This is a genomic window from Hymenobacter segetis, assembly GCF_054776495.1.
Window position 1 is genome coordinate 244,105 of record NZ_BAAHBV010000002.1, and the last position, 22,818, is coordinate 266,922.

Genomic DNA, 22,818 nt, shown 5'->3' on the forward strand with positions numbered 1-22,818 from the left:
AAAGCCTGCTGAAATTCGGCGAGTTGCGTTATTTATTTCCCAAGCCCGGCCTTTTTCGCCGGGTTTGGTGTTTCAGCACCTCCCCTACTCTGCTTCCCCATGGCCCACGCTGCTTCGCACACCAACCGCCTCGCTCAAGAAACTAGCCCTTACCTACAACAGCACGCCCAAAACCCCGTGGACTGGTACCCGTGGGGACCGGAGGCGCTGAACCGCGCTAAGGCTGAGCAAAAGCCTATTCTGGTGAGCATTGGATATGCGGCCTGCCACTGGTGCCACGTGATGGAGCGGGAATCGTTTGAGAACGAGGCGGTGGCGGCGGTAATGAACGCGCACTTTGTGTGCATCAAAGTTGACCGCGAGGAGCGGCCCGATGTGGACCAGATTTACATGGATGCGCTGCACGCCATGGGCTTGCAGGGTGGCTGGCCGCTGAACGTGTTTCTGACGGCTGACGCCAAGCCTTTTTACGGTGGCACTTATTTCCCGCAGGGCAACTGGACCAAGTTGCTGACCAATATAGGCCAGGCCTATGCTGGTGAGCACCGCGCCGAGTTGGAGCAGTCGGCTGAGCGCTTTATGGAGGTGATTGGCAAGAGCGAGCTGGCCAAGTACGGTAGGCACAACCGCAATGCGGCCCAGGAAGCCGATTACGCGGCGCTGGAAGCCATTGGTGTTGCGCCGGAAACCGGCCCGGCCGGCGTTTCCGATGATGAATTCAAGCTACTGGTGTACAATCTGAGCACGAATTTCGACCGCGAGCGCGGTGGCATGAACCGCGCCCCGAAGTTCCCGATGCCTAGCATCTGGCGGTTTTTGCTGCGGGCACACGCTATCAGTGGCAGCCGGGCAGTCCTGGACCAAGCCGTGCTGACCTTGCGCGAAATGGCCTGGGGCGGCATCTATGACCAGGTGCACGGTGGTTTCGCCCGCTACTCGGTGGATGGCGAGTGGCTGGCTCCGCACTTCGAGAAAATGCTTTATGATAATGGGCAGCTGGTGAGCCTTTACAGTGAGGCCTTTCAGCTGACTCAGGACGAGCTTTTCCGAGAAACGGTGTATGATACCATCGAGTTTATCCGGCTGGAACTGACGAATGATGAGGGCGGGTTTTACTCTTCGCTCGATGCGGACAGCGAGGGCGAGGAAGGCAAATTTTACGTCTTCACCAAAGAGGAATTGCGCACAATTCTGGGCGACGAGGAGCCGCTGTTTTCCGACTACTACAACTGCACGGCCGTGGGCAACTGGGAGCACGGCCGCAACATCCTGCACCGCCGCGAAACCGATGAAGCCTTTGCCGCCGCCCACCAGCTGGCCCCCGGTGTGCTGCCGGAAATTGTGACGGGCTGGAAGCAGAAAATCATGGCCGTACGCGCCACCCGCGTGCGCCCCGGCCTCGACGACAAAGTCCTCACCGGCTGGAATGCACTCATGCTGCAAGGCCTCACGGATGCCTACCGGGCCTTCGGCGAGCCCGAGTTCCTAGTGATGGCCGAGCACAACGCCCGCTTCATTGAAGCCAACCTGCGCGACGGCATGGGCCTATTTCGGACTTGCAAAAACGGCCGCGCCAGCATCAGCGGCTTCTTGGAAGACTATGCGCTGGTTATTCAGGCTTATATCAGTCTCTACGAAGTGACCTTTGCCGAGAAGTGGTTACGCGAGGCCGAAGTGCTGACAGAGTACGTGCTGGCCAATTTCTTCGACCCGACCGAAACGCTGTTTTTCTACACCGATAGCCGCGCTGAGCCACTAATCGCCCGTAAAAAAGAGCTGTTTGATAACGTCATTCCGGCCTCAAACTCCATCATGGCGCATAACCTGCGCCGCCTGGGCCGCCACCTCGAAAAGGCCCAATACTCCAATCTTGCGGCTGATATGCTGGCCCAGATACGCCACCTCGTGGTGAAGGAGCCCCAGCACCTCACTAACTGGGCCTCGCTCTACGCCGCGCTGCTCCGGCCGGGGGCCGAAATTGCCATTCAAGGCCCGGCGACGGAGGAATTCCGCGAAGAACTTAGCCGACATTTTTTGTTTGATACCGTGCTGACCGGCACCGATGCCACTTCAGAACTGCCGCTACTGAAGCTGCTGCCCACGCCAACGGACGGCCGCACCGCGCTGCATGTATGCCGCGATTACGCCTGCCAGGCCCCGGTGTATAACGTGACGGACGCGCTGGCAGCGCTGTAACGGCGGCGCGATGGTTCGCGTCACTGCCCTGCTATCTTTACTATCCGCCCCTACGCTATACCTGTTTTGAGTCTCACGCTTGATTTTATTGCTCCCGTGGCAGCGCCCGCAGCCGACCGGGTGACGCTGTTTGCTGACGTTATTCTGCCGCTGCCGCTGCCCCGGCTCTACACCTACCGGGTGCCGTATGAGCTGAACGACAACGTGGTAGTTGGCGGGCGCGTCATCGTGCAGTTTGGGGCCAAAAAGACGCTCAGCTGCATTGTGGCGGCCGTGCACGAGACTGCGCCCAAGGATTATCAGGCCAAGTACATTCTCGAATTTATTGACGACGCGCCGGTAGTCACGCAGGCACAGCTCAAGCTGTTTCGCTGGATGGCCGACTACTACATGTGCACCATCGGCGAGGTGATAAACGCCGCGCTGCCCTCGGCGCTGAAGCTCAGCTCGGAGTCACGCATTCAGCTGCACCCGGGCTTTTCGCGGGAGGAAAACGAGTACCCGCTTTCCACTCAGGAAGAACTGATTGTGGACGCGCTGGGCGTGGTGGAAGATGGCAAAGCTCTGACCTTTACCGAAGTCGGCGACCTGCTCGGCATCACGTCCTTCCACAAAGTCATCAAGTCATTGATGCACAAGGACGTCATCTTCCTTTTCGAGCACACGGCCGACAAGTACGCGCCCAAGGTGGTGAAGAAGGTGCGGCTGGCACATCATTTCGTGGCTGAAGCCTCGCTGGAGCAGCTGTTCGAAACCCTCGCCACCAAGCCCAAGCAGCTCGATGTGCTGCTGAAGTACCTCCAGCGCGTACCCGTGCACCAGAACGAGCACGCCAACCAAAACGGCATCGAGAAACCTTACCTCACCAGCAGCCCGCATCTCTCGGCCTCGGCGGTGAATACGCTCATTAAGAACGGCGTACTTGAGCAGTTCGATGTAATTGTGAGCCGCTTCCCGCTCGAAAACGAAGGGGCCATTCACCTGAATTTTGCCCTCACCGAGGCCCAGACGGCAGCGCGGGATGAAATCATGGCGCACTTCGGCGAGAAGGAAATTGTGTTGCTACACGGCGTGACGGGCGCGGGCAAAACCGAGATTTACATCGACCTCATCCGCAAGGCCATGGAGGGCGGCGGGCAGGTGCTGTACCTGCTGCCCGAAATTGCCCTCACCGCCCAGATTGTGACGCGCCTCATGCGTGTGTTTGGCTCGCGACTGGGGGTTTATCATTCTAAATTCTCCGACAACGAGCGGGTGGAAGTGTGGAATGGCGTGCTCTCGGGCCGTTTCCAGGTGGTGGTGGGCGTGCGCTCGGCGGTGTTTTTGCCGTTTGATAATTTGTCGCTGATAATTGTCGACGAGGAGCACGAATCGAGCTACAAGCAGTACGACCCCGCCCCACGCTACAACGCCCGCGAAGTGGCTTTAATGATGGCCAATTTCCAGGGGGCCAAAACCCTGCTGGGTTCGGCCACGCCGGCCGTGGAAACCTACTACCAAGCCAAACAGGGGCGCTACGGGCTGGTGAGCCTCACCAAACGCTTTGGCGAAGCCGGGATGCCGGATATTGTGTTGGTAGACACCCGCAAAGCTCGTGAGCAGAAAACCATGCATAACCACTTCACCGCCGATTTACTGGGTGAAGTGGAGCGCACCCTGGGCCGCCAAGAGCAGGTGATTCTGTTCCAGAACCGGCGCGGCTACGCGCCCGTGGTGGCCTGCCAGGACTGCGGCTGGATACCGAAATGCACCAACTGCGCCGTGAGCCTAAGCTACCACAAGCACAGCCACGAGCTGCGCTGCCACTACTGCGGCTACCACGACAGCATGGTGACCAAGTGCCCCGCCTGCGGCTCCCGCGCCGTGAAAACCCAAGGTTTCGGCACCGAGAAGATTGAGGACGACCTGAAAATCATGCTCCCGCAGGCCAACATCCAGCGGATGGATTTGGACACTACCCGCGCCAAAAACAGCTACCAGCAAATCATCGGCGACTTTGAAAAGCAGACCACCAACGTGCTGGTAGGCACCCAGATGGTGACCAAAGGCCTGGACTTTGCCAATGTGAGCCTCGTGGGCATCATCAACGCCGACAGCATTATTCACTATCCCGATTTTCGAGCGCACGAGCGGGCCTACCAGATGTTTGTGCAGGTGAGCGGCCGGGCCGGGCGCAAGGGCAAAAAGGGCAAGGTCATCATCCAGACCTCGGACCCTACGCAGGTGATTTTCGACAAGGTCATTCGCAATGATTACATCGAGTTTTACAACTACGAAATCGTGCAGCGGCACGAGCACGGCTACCCGCCCTTCATGCGCGTCATCAAAATGACAGTGAAGCACATCGACCAGAACGTGGGCGAAGCCGCCGCCATCCTGCTGACGCAGGAGCTGGTGGACCGCCTAGGCCGCGCCGCCGTGCTGGGGCCGGAAGCGCCCTACATCTTCCGCATTCGCAATTTCTATTTGCAGGAAATCACCATCAAGCTCGACCGTGCCCACACCGTACTCAAGCAGGCCAAGCAGATGATTTGCGAAGCCATGGACATTGTGAAGGACCAGAAGGAATTCAAGCAGGTTCGCCTCGTGGCCGATGTCGACCCGATGTAACAGCCAGACCAGGTAACAACAAAAAAGGCCCGCTCAATATTGAGCGGGCCTTTTTTATGGCCAGAAATCGGGCCGAAATTACATCTGGTCGAGCAACCAGAGGATAATGAAAATCAAGCCGATGATGGCGATGATGGTACCAATCAGACCATTCAGCAGACCCACGAGCAAGCCCACGAGCAGCAGGATAATACCGATGCGCAGGTTGCCGCTGATGGCAGCTGTGTTGGAGGTCGAGGCCGTGTTATCGTGCTGGCGAACCGAACCCGATTTCTGCATCAGCTTATCCATTTTGCGGGTCACTTTGCTCAGGGCCATGCGCTGCACCAAGTTCAGCTTGGGCGCGGGAGCGGTGGCAATCGCAGTCGGAGCCTCAATAGCTACGGCGGACGTTGCTACGCGGGCAGTGGTTTTGGCGGCTGGAGTAGCGGCAACTGCTGGAGCTTCCACCACTACAGGGGCAGTAGCTACAACAGGCTCGGCGGCGGGCGCAACGGCCGTTGCGGGCGTGGCAGCGGGCACGGGCGTGGCTACGCGGGTAACGCCGTAGGAGCTACCCTTGGGCAACATGGCATACTCGGAGCGGCTGCAGCTGCCCAGCGACAGGGCACAGGCGGCGAGCGCAATGAGTTTGGCGAAGGGAGGAAAAAAATTCTTCATAAGGGTGCGGGGTAAGAGAAAACTTGAATGCCCATTCTACGGCGAAAATTGCAAATAGGCGATTCTTTGGAATCACTTTATTTGTTCCACCGATTTTTAAGAATGGTTTTTAGCGCGGTTCCTGCTACGGTTCAGCTCGTTTCAAGCCAGGCACCGGCTGAACGCAGCGCAACAAATTGCTGTTGAACAGCCCGTATGTGCTTACTTGCAAACCGTATGAAATACTGTTTTTCGACCTGGCAACGGGCTTTGGGCGTAGTGGGAATAGGGACGGGAGCCGGAGTTCTGGTGATGAGCTGCACGCAGCTACCCGCCGAAACCCGCCCCTCGATGAGTAACGAGCGGCGCATGCAGGCCATGATGGTGGCCGATACCAGCGGCTACGAAACCGCCTCGCCCCGCGACCCCAACGGCATTGGCACATACTACCTGGGCCGCCAGATTGCCCACGTAATGGGCCACGAAGGCGCGAGCTGGCTGGAGCGCAAAGGCCGCCGCCAGGAAGAAGGCACCGACCTTTTGCTGAAGGAGCTGAAGCTGAAACCCACCGACGTGGTGGCCGACATCGGTGCCGGCACGGGCTTTTTCTCGTTTCAGCTCGCCAAGAAAGTACCCAAAGGACAGGTGCTGGCCGTTGATATTCAGCCCGAAATGATTGCAGCGCTCCAGGAAAACAAGCGCCGGCAGAAGGTGACCAACGTGCGCCCGGTGCTGGGCACCACCACCAACCCCAGCCTGCCCGCCGACAGCGTGGACCTGGTGCTCATCGTGGATGCTTACCACGAGTTCGACCACCCGCGCGAGATGGGCCGCGCCATCCGGCGGGCCTTGCGCCCCGGCACCGGCCGGCTGGCGCTGGTCGAGTACCGCGCCGAAGACCCCAGCGTGCCCATCAAGCGTATTCACAAGATGAGCATCAGCCAGGCTCGCAAGGAAATGGCGGCCGTAGGCATGGTCCTGGCCGATTCCATCGAGACGCTGCCGCAGCAGCACCTGCTGCTCTTTAAGAAGCCATAATGGCACCAGTACCCCGAAATGTTATTTCGGGCCGCCAGAACATCAATCGTTCAACGGCCCGAAATGAAATCTCAGGATACCCGTTCTGTCCGACCTTTGCGGGATGAATCCCGACCCGCGCCAGCTCTCCATCCACGATTTCACCTACCCACTGCCCGCCGAGCGCATTGCGCCGGAGCCTCTCCCCGACCGCGCCGCCAGCAAGCTCTTGGTGAGCCGCCACGGCCAGCTCACCGATAAAAACTTCCGCGACCTGCCCGGCGAGTTGCCGGCCGGCGCACTGCTCGTTTTCAACGACACCCGCGTGGTGCGGGCCCGGCTGCTGGCCCGCCGCCCCACCGGGGGCCAGGTCGAGCTGTTTTGCCTGGAGCCCGTGGCCCCGCACCGCAGCCTGGAGCTGGCCCTGCAGCAAACCGGCCACTGTACCTGGCGCTGCCTGGTGGGCAACGGCCGCCGCTGGAAAGAAGGCCCGGTGATGCTGGATTTCACGTCCACTGATGGCCGGCCCGCCACACTATACGCCGAGCGCCAGTTGCAGGAAGCCGGCACTGCCCTCATCGATTTCCGCTGGGAGCCGGCCGAGTTGCCGTTTGCCGAGGTGCTGCGGGCCGCCGGCCACCTGCCCCTGCCGCCTTACATCGACCGCCCCGATACGGCCACCGACGCCGTGCGCTACCAGACGGTATACGCCGCGGCTGAAGGTGCCGTGGCCGCCCCCACCGCCGGCCTGCATTTCACCCCCGAAATCCTGACTGAATTACAGGAAAAGGGCTTTTCGACGGGCCACGTTACGCTGCACGTGGGCGCGGGCACCTTCCAGCCCGTGAAGGCCGACCGCATGGCCGACCACCCCATGCACACCGAGCCCATTCTGGTCACGGCCGGACTGCTGCGCCAATTGCTGGCCCACCGCCCCCAGCCGGTGATAGCAGTGGGCACCACCAGCCTGCGCACCCTAGAAACGCTGTATTGGCTGGGCGTGGGCCTGCTGCACTCCGCAGAAGCAGCATCTGAGCCCATCGCCCCCAAATTGCTGGTATCGCAATGGCAGCCCTACGAAATGGCCGAGATGGCCGCCCGCATCAGCCCCGAAATGGCCCTGACGGCCCTGCTCCAGTACCTCGAAGCCACAGGCACCGATACCCTGCAAGCCAGTACGCGCCTGCTAATTGCGCCGGGTTACCAGTTTCGGTTGGTTGGTGGCCTTATCACCAATTTTCATCAGCCCGAAAGCACCTTGCTCCTACTGGTAGCGGCCCTGCTGGGGCCGGACTGGCGCGCAGTATATGAGCACGCGCTAAGCCATGATTACCGCTTCCTGAGCTACGGCGACAGCTCCCTGCTGCTACCGTAAAGCGGTTGGAATCCCTATTTTCAGCCGCGGCCCAACTGCGGCACACTCCTTGCACCAACCTTTGCCCGTAGGGAGCGTACAAAGCTCTCATAACCCTTTTTCTTTCTCCTGACCCCATGAAAAAAGTAACCCTGTTGCTCGCATTTTCCGCTTTTGCTACTGCTGCTTTTGCGCAAACCACTCCTACCACGGAAGTTAAAGTGCGCGACAATGGCACCACCAAAGTGGTAACCAAAACCGGCAAGACCAACGTTGGCCAAGCCCTCGAAAACACGAAAGATGCCGCCGGCAACGTGGCCCATAAAACGGGCAGCGCTGTGAAGCGTGGCGCTAAGAAAACCGGCCATGCCGTGAAGCATGGTGCCAACAAAGTGAGCGCCAAAACCAAAGAAGGCGCTGAGAAAATGGAGGCCAAAACCGAATAGTCCTTTCCAAGAGCTGTTCCTTTCCGCTTTCCAGCAAGAAGAAACCCCGGCCCAGGCCGGGGTTTTTTTCTTGCCTGATTGCGAAGGAAAGCTTCTACTCCGCGCTGGGTTTTTCCCGCACTTCATGGAGCACTTTTTCTACCACGCCGCGCCCAAACAGGCTGAGGCCCGAATTGAGCACGACCAGGGCCGCCGTGCCGGCCAACAGCCACTTGGAAGCAGGCTGGCGCTGGTCTTTCAGGCTGCCGGCCCAATGCACCATACTAGCGCCCGCGCCGATGGTAGCCAACCCCAGCGGGGCAAAAATCAGCCATTTGGATTTATGCGTCATCGAAAAAAAGGATGGAGTGTAATGCTGGGCCACGCGCGTCGATTCAGCTTCTGGGCTTCCATCCGCACGTACCTTTCGGCTTTCTGCTTACGCACCGTGCCGGGCCGTGTTTCGGCTACGGATTCCGCCTTCGCTTTATGACACCTTACGAACAACTGCTGCACCTCGCCTTCACCGCGCCCAACGACGTGAAGTATTACCTCACCCCCAATGCCTTGCAGGCCTACGACCTGCTGCGCAAGGCTCCGCCCGCGCAATTGCCCTTCCGCTTCGAGCAGGTGCGCCTGGGCCTGGCCATGGGACTGCTCAAGCTGGTTTCGGAACTGGGCGACCACGACGAAAGCCGGCAGGTGCTCGATGTGCTGCACCGCGCCCTGAACGAGGCCCGCTCGCCGGAGGACATCGACCGCATCATCGGCCGCGAGGCGCGCCTGTTCGACCGCCTCTACGAAAACCTGTACGTGAATGAAGAAGGCGAAGAACTGCTCAACCTCTTCGGCCGCACACTGGATGCTGATGCGCCCGAGTTGCTGGAAGAAGTGGCGCAGGAAGGCGCGGACCTGGCCCGCACCTTGGATTTCAGCGCTGACGAGGACGAGTAGAACGTCATGCCATGTCGTCTGTCATGCTGAGCGCCGTCGAAGCATGACGCGCTAATGTGATTCAATTACCATAAAATCCCCTCCCCATGTTTCTCAGCATTCTCGGTTTTATCATTCTGGTGCTGGGGCTGAATGCCTCCCGCTTCTCGGAGCGACTGGAGCGCCTGCGCGGCGGCCTCGTTTTCCTCGGCGGCGCGTTTCTGATTCTGGGGCTGGCCCTGAGCACCATCGTGCAGGTGGGCGTGGGGCAGGTGGGCGTGCAAACGCTGTTTGGGCAGGTGCAACCGCGCGTGCTGCAACCCGGCCTGAGCGTGGTGAACCCGCTGGTGGACGTGACTCGCTTCGACACCCGCACGCAGAACTACACCATGTCGGCGCAGCACGGCGAGGGCGCGCAGTCGGGCGACGACGCCATCCGGGTGCTCTCGGCCGATGGGCTGGAGGTCGTGATTGACCTCACCGTGCTTTACCACGTGGTGCCGGCGCAGGCCCCGCATATTCTGGCCACCATCGGCGAGGATTATCAGGATAAAATCGTGCGCTCCATTTCGCGCACCCGAATTCGGGATAATGCCGTTTATTACGATGCCGTAGCGCTTTATTCCACGCGCCGCGAGGAATTTCAGGCCCGCATTCTGGCCGCCATCGAGAAGGATTTTCGGACCAATGGCCTGCAGCTCGACCAGCTCCTCATCCGCAACATCCAGCTGCCCGAGTCGGTGAAGCGCAGCATCGAGAGCAAGATTTCGGCCGAGCAGGACGCGCAGAAAATGCAGTTTGTGCTGCAAAAGGAAAAGCAGGAAGCCGAGCGCAAGCGCGTAGAGGCCCAGGGCATTGCCGACTACCAGCGCATCGTGAACACCGAACTGAGTGACAAGCTATTGCAGTACGAAACCATCAAGGCCAACCAGGCCATTGCCACTTCACCTAATGCCAAGGTCATCATCATGGGTGGCGGGCGCGGCGCGGTGCCGCAATTGCTGATTGGCGATAAATAGTTGACAGGAGTGGCGAGGAGTGCATTTTGAACGATGATTTTGCCACAATTGGGGCATAATCCTGCTTGGCGTGCCATGCGTACCTACCTTTACCGCGCTATCGGCAGCTTTGCATATCGCCAGCGCCGCTGACTCTTTCTTCGCTTCTCAATGCCCACCATTCATTACCTCACCACGGCCGAACCCATTGCCGCTGCCGCCGCGCACTTTGCCACCTTGCCGCGCATCGGCATCGACCTGGAGTTTGATGACATGCGTCACCGTTACGGCCGCCACCTGGCACTTATTCAGGTATTTGACGGCGTTGAAGTATACCTGATTGACCCCCTGCCCCTGCCCGACATGGCTGCCGACCTGGAACCGCTGTTCGCGGTGCTCCGCGACCCGGCCGTGGCCAAGGTGTTCCACTCCTGCAAGTCGGATATCCTGCTGCTCGACGAGGTGTTCAGCGTCAATTGCCGCAACATCGTGGACACCAGTGTCCAGTTTACTTTATTGGCCGCCGAGGACAATAATATTTCGCTGGGCCGCCTCATTCAGGCCGAGTTGGGCTTTGAAGTCGACAAAGGCGAGCAGAAATCCAACTGGCTGAAGCGCCCCCTCACCGAAGCCCAAAAGGAATACGCCGCCAACGACGTGCTCTACCTCTTTGAGCTGACTGACCGCCTCAGTGCCCGCCTCCTGGAGCTGGGCCGCGCCGACTGGGCCACCCAGGAAAACCTAGCCCTCGAAGCCGTGCGCTACGGCCGCGACGACCCGCGCCCGTGGTCGCGCAACGCCGCCAAATACAAGATTACCGCGCAGGAAATGCCCATTTTCCGGGAGCTGTACATGTTGCGCGATGCCGTGGCCCGGCAGCTCGACCGCCCGCCCTACCACGTCCTCAGCAACGACCGGCTGGCCGAGCTGGCCCGCAACCCGCTCGAAACTGCCCTGCAGCTGCGCGGGGCCAACGGCCTACACCCCGAGCTGAAACGCTCGCCCTATGCCGAGCAGCTCCTCGCCATCGGCACCACCGATTTGGAGCCGGACGCCCCCATTCCGGCCGAGCAGCGCAAGTTTCCGTTCCGCCGTCGCCTGAGTGGCCCCGCCGCCGCCCGCGCCGATGCCCGCGAAGCCTTGCTCATGGCCCTCAAAGGCCACCTCGCCACCGACCACGGCAGCACCATGGCCAACATGGTACTCAGCAACCGCCTCATCGCCGACATCATCGAGCTGGGTACCGAAGCCGCCCTGCGCCCCTGGCAGCAGCAGTTGCTGAAAGATTCGGCCGAGAAGCACGGCGAGGATTACGCCTCGATTGAGCAGCCTTTTTAGCTTTTTTTGATGAGATAAAAAAGAACGTCATGCTGAGCGAAGTCGAAGCATCTCTGCCGCAGAAGTAATTAATTTACTCTCACGGTAGAGATGCTTCGACTTCGCTCAGCATGACGTTCTGGCTTTTTCGCCAGCCTCCGCTAATTCGCTAAAACTGCGCCTCCTCGGTGCTGCCCACCAGAGCGGCGGTGCTGGTCTGGTTGCTGGTCACCACATTCTGCACGGCATCAAAATAGCCGGTGCCCACGAAGGACTGGTGCTTCACGGCCTGATAGCCGTCCTTTGCCAGGGCAAATTCCCGCTCCTGCAACTCCGAATAGCCGGCCATGCCGCGCTGGCGGTAGGCCTGAGCCAGCTCGAACATGCTGGTATTGAGGGCATGGAAGCCAGCCAGCGTGATAAACTGGAATTTGTAGCCCAGCGCGGCCAGCTCTTCGCGGAAGGTTTCCATCTGCTCCACGCTCAGCTTTGAGGCCCAGTTGAAGGACGGCGAGCAGTTGTAGGCCAGCAGCTTGCCGGGGTATTTGGCATGAATGGCTTCGGCAAATTTGCGGGCATCGCCCAAGTCGGGTTGCGAGGTTTCCATCCAAATCAAGTCGGCATAAGGCGCGTAGGCCAGGCCGCGGGCAATGCCGGCCTCCACGCCGCAGCGGATGCGGTAGAAGCCTTCGTTGGTGCGCTCGGCTTCCTGGAGGATGAACGGCTGGTCGCGCGGGTCCACGTCGGCCGTGAGCAGGTCGGCCGCGTCGGCATCGGTGCGGGCCACAATCAGGGTGGGTACGCCCAGCACATCGGCGGCCAGGCGGGCGGCCACCAGCTTATTGACGGCCTCCTGCGTGGGCACCAGCACCTTGCCGCCCAAGTGACCGCACTTTTTGGCCGATGACAGCTGGTCTTCAAAATGTACGCCGGCGGCCCCGGCCTCAATCATCATCTTCATCAACTCAAACGCATTCAGGTTGCCACCAAAACCGGCCTCCGCATCGGCCACGATGGGCGCGAGGTAGTGCACATCATTCCGCCCGTCGAGGTGCTGAATCTGGTCGGCCCGCAGCAAGGCATTGTTGATGCGCCGCACCACGGCCGGCACGCTGTCCACGGGGTACAGGCTTTGGTCGGGGTACATGTGGCCAGCGCCGTTGGCATCGGCCGCCACCTGCCAGCCGCTGAGGTAGATGGCCAGCAGCCCGGCCTGCACCTCCTGCACGGCCTGGTTGCCGGTGAGCGCGCCCAGCCCGGCCACGTACTCGCGGGTTTGCAGCAACTCCCAGAGCCGCTCGGCGCCCTGACGGGCCAGCGAGTATTCGATGTGCACGGAGCCTTGGAGCTTCACCACGTCCTCGGGCGAGTACGGGCGCTGAATACCAATCCAGCGGGGATTGTGGGCCCAGTCGAGGGCAATTTCGGCGGCGCGTTGGGGTTGCGTTTTCATGGGAGTTGGGGTTGGGGTTTTAGGTTGGGGTACTGATTTGCAGGATGGAAATGGGCAAGGCGTGGCCCGGCTGCCCGGTAAGCGGCTTTTTTGGAACTCAGGAAATGGGGTATTGGGAGCTTACGCCAGCTGCTCGTAGGCCGGCACGGTCAGGAATTCGATGAACTGCTCGCTCATCACCAGCTTATCAAAAAGCCGGGCCGCGGCCAGGAAATGGCCTTTCTCATAAGCCTCTTCCCCTACCAGCGCTTTGATTTTTTCCAGCTGGCCGGGCACCAGTGAGCGGTACAGTTCGGTGGTCACAGGGCGGCCATCGGCCAAAACGGTGCCCGGCGTGTGCAGCCATTGCCATACCTGCGCCCGGCTGATTTCGGCCGTGGCGGCATCCTCCATCAGGTTGTAAATCGGCACGCAACCGTTGCCGCCCAGCCAGGAGGCCAGGTACTGAATGGCCACGTCGATGTTCAGCTTCAGACCATCTTCAGTGATATTACCGTGCGGCGCTTTCACCAAATCGGCGGCGGTCACGTGCACGTCCGGGCGCTTGTTTTCGATTTGGTTGGGGCCGGGCATGAGGCGGTTGAAGACTTCGAGCGCCACCGGCACCAGGCCAGGGTGGGCTACCCAGGTACCGTCGTGGCCGTTGGTGGCTTCTCGGATTTTATCCTGGCGCACCTTTTCCAGGGCCGCGTCGTTGGCGGCGGGGTCATTTTTGATGGGAATCTGGGCGGCCATGCCGCCAATGGCGTGCACGCCCCGGCGGTGGCAGGTTTGCACCACCAGCGCCGAGTAGGCGGCCATGAAGGGCACGGTCATCGTCACCTCGGCGCGGTTGGGCAGGCGGAATTCGGGATTCAGGCCCAGCCGCTTGATGTAGCTGAAAATGTAGTCCCAGCGCCCGCAGTTCAGGCCCGCGCTGTGCTCGCGCAACTCGTACAGGATTTCATTCAGCTCGAAAGCAGCCGGCAGCGTTTCAATCAAAACCGTGGCTTTAATAACACACTTGGGCTGTTTCAACGACCATTGAGCGAAGCCGAAAACGTCGTTCCACAGCCGGGCTTCGAGGTGGCTTTCGAGCTTGGGCAGGTAGAAGTAGGGCGCGGTGCCCCGGGCGCACAGCTCATGCGCATTGTGGAAATAGTAGAGGCCGAAATCGAGCAGCGCGGCGCTGATGGGCTCACCATCGACCAGAATATGCTTCTCAACCAGATGCCAGCCCCGCGGGCGCACCATCAGCACGGCAGTTTTCTCGTTCAGCTTATACTCTTTGGTGGGCGTGCTGAGCGAGATGGTGCGGCGCACGGCATCGCGCAGGTTAATCTGGCCCTGAATGACGTTGTCCCAGGTCGGCGAGTTGGAGTCCTCTAAATCGGCCATGAACACGCTAGCCCCGGAGTTCAGCGCGTTGATAATCATCTTCCGCTCCACCGGGCCGGTGATTTCCACGCGGCGGTCGAGCAGGTCCTGCGGCAGCGGGGCTACGGTCCACTCCTGCTCGCGCAGGCGTTGGGTTTCGGGCAGGAAATCGGGCAGGATGCCGGCGGCGAAATCGGCCTGGCGCTCGGCGCGGCGGGCCAGTAGGGCCTGGCGGGTATGGTCGAAACGGCGATGCAGCTCGGCCACGAAGGCCAGAGCCGAGGGCGTGAGGATTTCGGCGAAGGCCGGCGAATAGGTACCAAGAACCTTCACCCGCTCGGGGGTGAGGTAGGTGGGCGGCGGGGCGGGGGCAACGTTGGTGAAAGTCATGGCTTGGTCAGTTAATGGTGGGCAATGAGTAGCAGGGGCTGGTTTTCAGTTGAGTTGCGCCGGTTGCCGGTGGTTCGGGGTAAGACTTTGGGCCGGGCTTGACACAAACATACATTGCGAATTTTATTTTATTAGCGAATATTCGCTAATAAAATAAAATTCGCTTTACCCACGCATTTAGCTGGGCTGCCGTAGCTTCGTCAAAACGATGTCTGCGGCAAATGGCGGCGGTTTTTGCAATAGCACTACCAAGGCACAATGCCAAAATATTATTTCCTCTATGCTCAATCACGGTCAGGTCGTTCGCCTCATTTTTGGTCTGAAGCTGCGCGAGCTGCGGCAGGAGCGCAGCCTGAGCCCAGCCGAGCTGGCGCGGGTCTGCGACGTGTCGGTGAGCTATTTGAACGAGATTGAGAAGGGCAAGAAGTACCCCAAGGCCGATAAGATTCTGAGCCTGAGCAAGGCCCTGGACGTGCGCTACGACCAGCTCACCTCGCTGGAGCTGCCGCGCCGGCTGGAGCCCATTGGCGAACTGCTGAACTCGAAGCTGCTGAAGGAATTTCCGCTGGAGATGTACGGGCTGGAGCCGGCCCGCATCATCGAGCTGATTGCCAACGCGCCGGCCCGGATGAATGCTTTCATCAGCACGATTTTTGAGATTGCGCGCAACTACGAGATGCGCCAGGAGCACCTGTTTCTGGCCGCGCTGCGCTCGTTTCAGGAGATGCACGACAACTACTTCGAAGACCTGGAGCAGGACGTGCGCGCCTTCGTGGGCAGCCACCAGCTGAGCACCGCCGCGCCGTTTGACCTTAGCCAGCTGGAGCGTGTGCTGACCGGGGAATACGGCTACACGCTGGACCGTGAGACGCTGGGCCGGCACGCCGTGGCCACCCAGGCGCGGCTACGGAGCGTGTTTCAGCCCAAAACCAAGCGCCTGCTGCTGCGGCCGGGGCTGAGCCGGGGCCAGCAAGCCTTCGTGCTGGGGCGCGAGGTGGCCTTCAATTATCTGAAGCTGACGGAGCGGCCCTACGTGAGCAGCAGCTTGCAGGTGCGGTCCTTTGATGAGGTGCTGAACAACTTCAAGGCCTCCTACTTTGCCGGGGCGCTGCTGATGGAGGAGGAAAGCCTGCTGCGCGACGTGAAGAAGTTTTTCGGGGCTAAGAAGTGGCAGCCGGAGCTGCTGCTGAACCTGATGACGCAGTATGACGTGAGCCCCGAGATGTTTATGCAGCGCCTTACCACGCTGCTGCCGCGCCATTTTGGGCTGCAAAGCCTGTTCTTCCTGCGCTTCGACCAGGCCGATTCGCTCGCGCCCTATGAGCTGACCAAGGAACTGCACTTGGCCCGCCTGCACAACCCCCACGGCAACGAGCTGAACGAGCACTACTGCCGCCGCTGGGTGAGTTTGCGCCTGCTGAACGAGGCCCGCGCCCTGCCCGTGCCCGACACCGCCGCCGCCCCCGTGACCGTGGCCGGGGCGCAAAAATCCCGCTACTTCGGTACCGACGACGAGTACCTCTGCTTCACGCTGGCCCGCGCCGGCACGCCTACCCAGGTGGCGCTGAGCGTGACCATCGGCCTGCGCTGCGACGATAATTTGAAGCAACACGTCCGTTTCCTGGCCGACCCGGCCCTGCCCTTCCGCATCGTGAACGAAACCTGCGAGCGGTGTCCTATTGAGGATTGCGAGTCGCGCGCAGCGGCCCCGACGGAGATTGTGCGGCTGGCCGAGCGGGCAGCGTTTGAGGCGGCCGTGGCGGAACTTGTCGAAGGAAAAGTCTGATGCGGCGCGGCTATTTAATCGGTGGGATTTTACTGTTGTTGCTGCTCGTGGCGGGCTACGTGGGGTGGCGCGTGGCCTACCGGCCCAACGTCACGGCCTTTCCCGAAGGCCCGGCCTACCTCTATATCCGCACCGGCACGGGCTACGCGGCGGTGCTTGATTCGCTTCAAAAACACGAGCTGCTTATCGAACCCGCCACCTTCCGCTGGATGGCCGAGCACCACGACTACCCACCCCACGTGAAGCCCGGCCGCTACCGGCTCGACCCCGGCATGGGCAACATCGACCTGCTGAAAATGCTGCTATTCGGCCACCAGGACACGGTTAAATTTGAGCTGAAGCCCTTTCATTACATTGAACAGCTGCCGCGCAAGGTGTGCGGCCGGCTCGAAACCGACTCTTTCAAGCTGGAGCTTTTGCTGGGCGATAACGAGGGCCTGCAACGCCGCTACCACCTCGATACCTGCACCATTCGCACGATGTTTATCCCCGGGCAGTACCGGCTGCTGTGGAACACCAGTGCCCCGGTTTTCCTGGATACCATGGCCGCACGCTACCGCCGGTTCTGGACAGCGGAGCGCCAAGCCCGGGCCGATTCGCTGAAAATGACCCGCGTGCAGGTGAGCGTATTGGCCAGCATTGTGCAGCGCGAAACGGCCCAGCCGACGGACAAGCCCCTCATCGCCGCCGTCTACCTCAACCGCCTGCGCAACGGCCAGCCCCTGCAAGCCGACCCCACCCTGCTCTGGCCCCTGCACGGCCTGGGCACCCGCAAGCGCGTGCTGAACGTGGACAAAAAAGTGGATTCGCCCTACAACACCTACCGCCACAAGGGCCTGCCGCCCGGCCCCATCACCACGCCCCTGCCCGGCTCGCTGCTGGCCGTGCTGAAACCGGTCCACAACAACAACCTGTTCTTCTGCGCCCGCCCCGATGGCAGCGGCTTCTCCGACTTCGCCGAAACCTACGCCCAGCACAAGCTGAATGCCCGCCGCTACCAGCACCGGCTGGATAGTTTGGGGGTGAAGCGCTGAAAAATGTTTTTGGCGGGTCAATTTTGCACTTTACCAGAACAAAATTCTCTCTTAAGCACACTGGTCGAGCCCGGAGTGCTTGCGAGAGCTCTCTAAAGGGGTCCGGCCGAGTCGGGAGGGCTTGCGAGAGGTCTCGCAAGGGGTCCGGCCGAGTCAGGAGGGCTTTAGAGAGCTCTCTAAAGGGGGCCGGCCGGGACCGGAATGCTTGGGAGAGCTCTCTAAAGCCCTCCCGCTTGTACTTGGGTGCTTGGGAGAGCTCTCCCAAGGCCACCACTGGGTACTGGAGCATCGGTGGTGTCAATTCATTTCTTAACCTGGGCCCCGGGCCGGGGGCTGGCCTGCTACCCGGCGGCTGTGTACATTTGTTTCCCAATTTTCCGCAAAACCGCCCGTATGCGCCAACCTCTTCTTTTCTTGATTCCTGTCTTCTGTGGTTTAACGGCTTCCTCGGCCCTGGCTAGCGGCTACGACGGCGGCCCGCAGGGTGCCCGCGTGCTGGGCCTGGGCGGCGCCAGCACCGCCTACATCAACAGCATTGCCGGCCTGAGCACCAACCCCGGCCTGCTGGGCCAGTGGGCCGATTCGCTCACCCGCATCAGCATCGGCGGCATCGGCCAGGTGCGGCGCGGCTCCTTTGTGGGCCAGGATACCTACCAGCGCACCGACCAGGACCTGGTGGTGCAGCCCGGCGGCTATCTCTATGCCACCCACGCCCTCAACAAGCGCGTGGCCCTGGGCCTGGCCATCACCACGCCCTACGGCTACCACACCAAGTGGCCCAGCACGTGGGAAGGCCGCTCCGTGATTCAGGAAAGCCAGCTCAATACCTACTTCGTGCAGCCCACGCTGGGCTTCCGGCTCAACGACAACTTCAGCGCCGGCGTGGGCTTCGTGTATGCCTTTGGCAAGTACAGCCAGCACCGCGCCCTGGGCCAGTACGACGACCCGAACGCCCAAACCGGGCTCAGCGCCAGCGGCTCGGGCTATGGCGTGACGGCCGGCCTGTACGGCCGCAGCGGCGATAACCTGGCCTTCGGCATCAGCTACCGCAGCCCCGTGAAGCTGAAAATGAACAACGGCAGCCTCACCGCCACCGGCGTGCCCGCCCGCGACGCCAGCCTGGTGCCATCCGCCCTGGACTTTGGCACCCAGATTACCACGCCCAGCGTGCTGGCCGTGGGCATCAGCGACCGCATCACCAAAAAGCTGCTGCTCACCTTCGATTTCTCGCTGAGCGGCTGGAGCGTGGTCGACTCGCTGAAGCTGAACGTGGCCGCCACGGCCACCGCCCCCGCCCGCACCCAGAGCAGCATCCGCCGCTACGAAGACGCCCTGAGCTTCCGCGTGGGCACCGAGTATCAGGTGAACCCCAAGCTGACCGTGCTCGGCGGCTTTCACTACGACGAGACGCCCATCCGCGACGAGTACATCAACCCCGAGTTCATCGATGCCAACCGCGTGGGCGTATCGGCCGGCCTGTGCTACCAGCTCAGCAGCCGCCTGAGCCTGGAAGGCGCGTATTCCTACGACTACGGCCAGCTGCGCACCGCCCGCGTCAACCCCACCAACGCGAAGGTATCCAACGTAGCCGGCACCTACCGCCTGGCCGTCAACACGGCCTCGGTGGGCATTTCGGTGGCCTTCTAGGGCCGCCGCGCCTCCCCTCATTCTGCATTTTCGATTCCGATTTCCGCGATGAAGCATTTTTCCGTTACGCTTGCCGGCCGCACTGGCTTAGCCGCCGCTGCTGCCCTGCTGCTCAATGCCTGCGCCCCGGGCCAGGATATCCCCACCCCCACTACCGGCATCGACCTGAGCCACTACCTGGCCGTGGGCGACTCCTACACGGCCGGCCTGAGCGCGGGCGGCCTCACCCGCACCAGCCAGGAATATTCGTTTCCGAACCTGCTGGCCCAGCAGTTTGCGCTGGCTTCGGGCGGGGGCAGCTTCGGGCAGCCGCTGCTCGAAGCCGGCACCGGCACGGGCTATCTCAACCTGGTCGATTTCACGGACACCGGCGTGCCCCGGGCGCGCCGGGTAGCCGGCAGCGCCGTGCGCCGCTTCGTGGCTGACCGCAACGCCTGCGGCGGCCCCGATACCGTGCGCCTGTACACGCGCAGCACCACGGCCGGCACCCTGCCCCAGAACCTGGGTGTGCCGGGCCTCAAGCTCAGCCAGATTGAGGTGGCCGGCCTCGGCAACGAAGTCAATGCCACCCCCGGCGGCGCGTTCAACCCCTACTTTGAGCGCCTGCTGCCCGCGTCCGACAACCGCACCTACCTGGCCGCCGTGACCACGGCCGCCACTTCGGCCACCTTCTTCACCTTTTTCCAGGGCCTGGATGAGGTGATGCCCTACATCCGCAGCGGCGGCACCTGCGGCACGCTCCCCTTCAACCTCTCCACGTTGATGACCAACAACGCCAAGAAAATGCTTGACGTGTTGACGGCCAACGGGCACAAGGGCATCATCTTCCGGCTTCCCGACATCACGAGCCTGCCGTTGCTGCGCCAAGGCAAGGGCAATCTTGTGCAAGCCCGCCTGCAAGCCTACTACCACGACAAGGCCCTGATTTATATCGAAGACCCGTTCCTGCCCGGCAACGCGCAGCCCATCTCCGACGGCGACTATATTCTGGCCACGGCCCTGCCGCGCGTGGGCCAGCTCACCCCGGTGCAGGTGGGTGCCAACACGCTGATGCTGCCCTACGGCCGCGACGAGCGCAACCCCATTCGCAACGCTGATGTGCTGGACAAGGCTTCCGAGCTGAACACGCTTTCGGGCTTCATTACCGAGTACAACAGCGGCAAGACCTCGCCCAGCGGGGCCGTCATCACGCCCGGCCTCGAAGGCCTGGCCAAGGCCTACAAACTGCCCATCATCGACCCGGCCCAGGGCCTGAACACGCTCGATACGGGTGCACTGTTCACCAAAGTGAGCAATTCCGTGTCCCTCAGCGGCGTGGTCTACTCGGCCGAGCCGGTGCGGGGCAATTTCTTCTCCCTGGATTATTTCACCCTCACGCCCCGGGGCAATGCCCTGCTGGCCAACACCTGCATCACGGCCATCAACACGGCCTACCGCGCCAACATCCCAGCCATCGACGTGAACAAGCTGCCCGCTACGGCGCAGTAGTTCCGGCCCAGCCGGCTTTGTGCCGATATTACCCCGAGGCCGCTGGCCGCTGCTCCCGATGGTTCGCCATCGAAGGGCCGCGACCAGCGGCTTTGTTTTTGTTGAGGTTATTGCAGCCGGTACAGCCGCAGGGGCAGTGTGTCGGCCTGCGCGGCCCGGCAGGCGGCCAGGGTTTCGGCGTAGCCCAGCCCCGTGTACTCGGAATGTTCCAGAAACAGCAGCGGCCGGTGCAGCGCCGGCTCGGGCCAGGCCGCCACCGGCCGCTGCGCCGCCAGCGAATCGAACCGGGCCACGCCCGCCACGTGCCGGTAGCCATCGAGCAGCACGTACTGTACGCCCTGGCGGCGCAGGGCCGGCAGTTGCCGCTCGTCGGTGATTACGGTTAGGATTTGCTGGTTGTCCAGATACGGGGTCAGGTTAATGCTCACGGTGCTGGCGATGCGCGTGGCCCCGTGCTGCCGCAGCCACGCCGCCACCTGCGGGTAGTGCGTGGGCAGCGGCGCATACAGCTCCCGCTGGATGCGGAACAAATTCTGGCCCACTGCGGCCAGTAGCACTCCGGCCAGCGCCCAGCCGGGCAGCACGCGCCGGCCGCTCAGCACGGCCAGCGCCGCCAGCGGCAGGTAGGCAAACAGCAGCCCCCGGGGCGCTTTCACCACCAATGACATGCCGCCCAGCAGCAGCGCGGCCCACACCAGCAGGTAGGGCAATACCGTCCACCGCCGGGTGGCGGCCCACCCGCCGGCCCGCCACTGGCGCAGCACCAGCCACGCCGCCAGCCCCAGCCCCAGCAGCAGCAGCGGCGACTCGAAGCTGCCCAGATAACGCAGGTAGTAGGTGCTATCGAGGCTCATGGTGGCCTGCCGGCCCGCCAGGTTGGCGGTTTTGGGGAAGGCCACGCGCACGTAGAAGGCCAGCCAGCGGTACCACGGCAGCCCCACCAGCCACCCCAGCGCCCCGAACAGCACGTAAGGCGCGGCCAGAATGCCCAGCACCCGCCGCCAGGTGCGCGGCTGCCGCCACAGGCCATCGGCCTGCCACCACTCCAGCACCACGAGGATGGGAATGGCGAACAGAAACTTATAGTCCACGCTCAGGGCCAGCGCCAGCCACAGCGCCACGCGCGGCAAGGCGGCCGGGCCGGGCTGCTGCAAGCGCGCCAGATGGCTACGCAGCAGCCCCGCAAACAGCACGAGGTTGAGCGAGCTCATGGTGAAATCGCGCCCCGAAAACGTGAGCAGCAGTGAGGTGCCGCCCAGCAGCGCCAGCCCCGCCGTTTCGGGGCCGCTGAGGCGGGCTTGGCGGCCCACCCAAGCCACGAAAAATCCCAGTCCGGCCACGCCCAGCAACGCATTGATGGTTTGCAGCACCACAAACCGGTGCGCAATCAAGGCCACCGGCAGGTAGAAAACACTAAACCCTGGGCTGCCGTGGTGAAACAGCTGGGAGAAATCGCCGTGCGCCATGTCCTGGGTTATCTGCCAGTCGTGCACCGAGTCGGAGTCGGGCGCGCCGACCTCGGCCAGCCGCCACAGCCGGCTGATGGCCACGAGCAGCAGCGCCCCCAGCAGCCACCAGCGGCGGCTAGCAGAGAAGCGGGCGTTATTTGCAGGGTCAGATGGAAGCATGGGCATTGGCGCAGACGGCCGCGAAGGTCGGCACGCCCGCCGCAACATTCAGCGCAACCTCCGGCTTTACCCGTTTCACTCAAAAAAATATGCGTCTCGTTATTCAGCGCGTCAGCCAGGCCTCGGTCACCGTCGAGGGTCAGGTTACGGGCCAGATTGGCCCGGGCCTGCTGGTGCTGGCTGGCTTCGCCCCTACCGATAATCAAACCTCCCTCGCCTGGATGTGCCGCAAGCTGGTGCAGCTGCGCATTTTTGGCGACGAAAACGGCCAGATGAACCGTAGCGTACAGGATATCGGCGGGCAGGTTTTGGTGGTGAGCCAGTTCACGCTGCTGGCCGATGCCCGCAAGGGCAACCGCCCCAGCTACATCGGGGCCGCCCCGCCCGCCGTGGCAGAGCCGCTCTACGAGCAGTTTGTGGCCATGGTGGCCGCCGAGCTAAACCAGCCCGTGCCCACCGGCATCTTCGGAGCCGATATGAAAGTCAGCCTGCTTAATGACGGCCCGGTAACCATCGTGCTAGATTCCCCGGCTTAAATCCCACCTAA

General features: G+C 61.9%; 18 protein-coding genes. 13 read left to right on the forward strand and 5 right to left on the reverse strand.

The window, feature by feature from the left end; all coding sequences use genetic code 11:
• Positions 1-99 precede the first annotated feature (99 nt).
• Both ACYU70_RS11680 and priA read left to right on the forward strand, forming a co-directional pair.
• A complete protein-coding gene (locus tag ACYU70_RS11680; protein ID WP_342297352.1) occupies positions 100-2,196 on the forward strand; it encodes a thioredoxin domain-containing protein in 2,097 nt (698 codons plus the stop codon).
• 66 nt (positions 2,197-2,262) lie between these two features.
• Positions 2,263-4,806: a replication restart helicase PriA gene (priA, locus tag ACYU70_RS11685; RefSeq protein WP_342297354.1), complete on the forward strand. Its 2,544-nt coding sequence runs from the start codon at positions 2,263-2,265 to the stop codon at positions 4,804-4,806.
• Between the two features lie 78 nt (positions 4,807-4,884).
• On the opposite strand, the gene ACYU70_RS11690 is transcribed toward priA, so the two are convergent.
• The gene (locus tag ACYU70_RS11690; protein WP_342297356.1) at positions 4,885-5,466 is read right to left on the reverse strand and encodes a hypothetical protein; all 582 of its coding nucleotides are present in this window, start codon (positions 5,464-5,466) and stop codon (positions 4,885-4,887) included.
• Positions 5,467-5,682: 216 nt separating this feature from the next.
• On the opposite strand from ACYU70_RS11690, the gene ACYU70_RS11695 reads away from it, so the two are divergent.
• From ACYU70_RS11695 to ACYU70_RS11705, 3 genes are all read left to right on the forward strand, one after another.
• A complete protein-coding gene (locus ACYU70_RS11695) occupies positions 5,683-6,483 on the forward strand; it encodes a class I SAM-dependent methyltransferase (protein WP_342297358.1) in 801 nt (266 codons plus the stop codon).
• 103 nt (positions 6,484-6,586) lie between these two features.
• Positions 6,587-7,837, forward strand: a complete 1,251-nt coding sequence (locus tag ACYU70_RS11700; protein ID WP_342297360.1) for an S-adenosylmethionine:tRNA ribosyltransferase-isomerase — start codon at positions 6,587-6,589, stop codon at positions 7,835-7,837.
• A 116-nt stretch (positions 7,838-7,953) separates the two neighbouring features.
• Positions 7,954-8,262, forward strand: a complete 309-nt coding sequence (locus tag ACYU70_RS11705) for a hypothetical protein (RefSeq protein WP_342297362.1) — start codon at positions 7,954-7,956, stop codon at positions 8,260-8,262.
• Between the two features lie 94 nt (positions 8,263-8,356).
• Here ACYU70_RS11705 and ACYU70_RS11710 read toward each other — a convergent pair whose 3' ends face one another.
• A complete protein-coding gene (locus tag ACYU70_RS11710) occupies positions 8,357-8,593 on the reverse strand; it encodes a hypothetical protein (protein WP_342297364.1) in 237 nt (78 codons plus the stop codon).
• 137 nt (positions 8,594-8,730) lie between these two features.
• On the opposite strand from ACYU70_RS11710, the gene ACYU70_RS11715 reads away from it, so the two are divergent.
• The 3 genes from ACYU70_RS11715 (at position 8,731) to ACYU70_RS11725 (ending at position 11,510) form a co-directional block, all read left to right on the forward strand.
• Positions 8,731-9,195: a hypothetical protein gene (locus tag ACYU70_RS11715; RefSeq protein WP_342297366.1), complete on the forward strand. Its 465-nt coding sequence runs from the start codon at positions 8,731-8,733 to the stop codon at positions 9,193-9,195.
• An 86-nt stretch (positions 9,196-9,281) separates the two neighbouring features.
• Entirely contained in the window at positions 9,282-10,193 is a 912-nt protein-coding gene (locus ACYU70_RS11720; protein ID WP_342297368.1) for a prohibitin family protein, read from the forward strand.
• 150 nt (positions 10,194-10,343) lie between these two features.
• The gene (locus tag ACYU70_RS11725; RefSeq protein WP_342297369.1) at positions 10,344-11,510 is read left to right on the forward strand and encodes a ribonuclease D; all 1,167 of its coding nucleotides are present in this window, start codon (positions 10,344-10,346) and stop codon (positions 11,508-11,510) included.
• 148 nt (positions 11,511-11,658) lie between these two features.
• Here the strand turns inward: ACYU70_RS11725 and aceA are convergent, their stop codons facing one another.
• Together aceA and aceB are read right to left on the reverse strand one after the other, a co-directional pair.
• Entirely contained in the window at positions 11,659-12,942 is a 1,284-nt protein-coding gene (gene aceA, locus ACYU70_RS11730; RefSeq protein WP_342297371.1) for an isocitrate lyase, read from the reverse strand.
• Between the two features lie 120 nt (positions 12,943-13,062).
• Positions 13,063-14,688, reverse strand: coding sequence for a malate synthase A (gene aceB / locus ACYU70_RS11735; RefSeq protein ID WP_342297373.1), 1,626 nt, complete (start codon positions 14,686-14,688; stop codon positions 13,063-13,065).
• Between the two features lie 280 nt (positions 14,689-14,968).
• Between aceB and ACYU70_RS11740 the strand changes: the two genes are divergently transcribed.
• The 4 genes from ACYU70_RS11740 to ACYU70_RS11755 all read left to right on the forward strand — a co-directional run bounded on the left by ACYU70_RS11740 (position 14,969) and on the right by ACYU70_RS11755 (position 20,643).
• On the forward strand, positions 14,969-16,474 hold the full coding sequence (locus tag ACYU70_RS11740) for a helix-turn-helix domain-containing protein (RefSeq protein WP_342297375.1): 1,506 nt from the start codon (positions 14,969-14,971) through the stop codon (positions 16,472-16,474).
• On the forward strand, positions 16,474-17,508 hold the full coding sequence (mltG, locus tag ACYU70_RS11745) for an endolytic transglycosylase MltG (RefSeq protein ID WP_342297377.1): 1,035 nt from the start codon (positions 16,474-16,476) through the stop codon (positions 17,506-17,508). The genes ACYU70_RS11740 and mltG overlap by 1 nt, the downstream gene beginning before the upstream one ends.
• Positions 17,509-17,922: 414 nt before the next feature.
• Entirely contained in the window at positions 17,923-19,155 is a 1,233-nt protein-coding gene (locus ACYU70_RS11750) for an OmpP1/FadL family transporter (RefSeq protein WP_342297379.1), read from the forward strand.
• A gap of 48 nt (positions 19,156-19,203) precedes the next feature.
• Positions 19,204-20,643: a hypothetical protein gene (locus ACYU70_RS11755; RefSeq protein ID WP_342297381.1), complete on the forward strand. Its 1,440-nt coding sequence runs from the start codon at positions 19,204-19,206 to the stop codon at positions 20,641-20,643.
• Positions 20,644-20,750: 107 nt separating this feature from the next.
• Here the strand turns inward: ACYU70_RS11755 and ACYU70_RS11760 are convergent, their stop codons facing one another.
• Complete coding sequence (locus ACYU70_RS11760) at positions 20,751-22,271, reverse strand: hypothetical protein (protein WP_342297384.1); 1,521 nt, start codon at positions 22,269-22,271, stop codon at positions 20,751-20,753.
• 89 nt (positions 22,272-22,360) lie between these two features.
• Between ACYU70_RS11760 and dtd the strand changes: the two genes are divergently transcribed.
• Positions 22,361-22,807, forward strand: coding sequence for a D-aminoacyl-tRNA deacylase (gene dtd, locus ACYU70_RS11765; RefSeq protein ID WP_342297385.1), 447 nt, complete (start codon positions 22,361-22,363; stop codon positions 22,805-22,807).
• Positions 22,808-22,818 lie beyond the last annotated feature (11 nt).

Coding starts and splice junctions, on each gene's coding strand:
- ACYU70_RS11680 (WP_342297352.1), top strand. CDS start 100: ATGGCCCACGCTGCTTCGCACACCAACCGCCTCGCTCAAGAAACTAGC.
- ACYU70_RS11690 (WP_342297356.1), bottom strand. CDS start 5,466: ATGAAGAATTTTTTTCCTCCCTTCGCCAAACTCATTGCGCTCGCCGCC.
- ACYU70_RS11695 (WP_342297358.1), top strand. CDS start 5,683: ATGAAATACTGTTTTTCGACCTGGCAACGGGCTTTGGGCGTAGTGGGA.
- ACYU70_RS11700 (WP_342297360.1), top strand. CDS start 6,587: ATGAATCCCGACCCGCGCCAGCTCTCCATCCACGATTTCACCTACCCA.
- ACYU70_RS11705 (WP_342297362.1), top strand. CDS start 7,954: ATGAAAAAAGTAACCCTGTTGCTCGCATTTTCCGCTTTTGCTACTGCT.
- ACYU70_RS11710 (WP_342297364.1), bottom strand. CDS start 8,593: ATGACGCATAAATCCAAATGGCTGATTTTTGCCCCGCTGGGGTTGGCT.
- ACYU70_RS11715 (WP_342297366.1), top strand. CDS start 8,731: ATGACACCTTACGAACAACTGCTGCACCTCGCCTTCACCGCGCCCAAC.
- ACYU70_RS11720 (WP_342297368.1), top strand. CDS start 9,282: ATGTTTCTCAGCATTCTCGGTTTTATCATTCTGGTGCTGGGGCTGAAT.
- ACYU70_RS11725 (WP_342297369.1), top strand. CDS start 10,344: ATGCCCACCATTCATTACCTCACCACGGCCGAACCCATTGCCGCTGCC.
- aceA (WP_342297371.1), bottom strand. CDS start 12,942: ATGAAAACGCAACCCCAACGCGCCGCCGAAATTGCCCTCGACTGGGCC.
- aceB (WP_342297373.1), bottom strand. CDS start 14,688: ATGACTTTCACCAACGTTGCCCCCGCCCCGCCGCCCACCTACCTCACC.
- ACYU70_RS11740 (WP_342297375.1), top strand. CDS start 14,969: ATGCTCAATCACGGTCAGGTCGTTCGCCTCATTTTTGGTCTGAAGCTG.
- mltG (WP_342297377.1), top strand. CDS start 16,474: ATGCGGCGCGGCTATTTAATCGGTGGGATTTTACTGTTGTTGCTGCTC.
- ACYU70_RS11755 (WP_342297381.1), top strand. CDS start 19,204: ATGAAGCATTTTTCCGTTACGCTTGCCGGCCGCACTGGCTTAGCCGCC.
- ACYU70_RS11760 (WP_342297384.1), bottom strand. CDS start 22,271: ATGCTTCCATCTGACCCTGCAAATAACGCCCGCTTCTCTGCTAGCCGC.
- dtd (WP_342297385.1), top strand. CDS start 22,361: ATGCGTCTCGTTATTCAGCGCGTCAGCCAGGCCTCGGTCACCGTCGAG.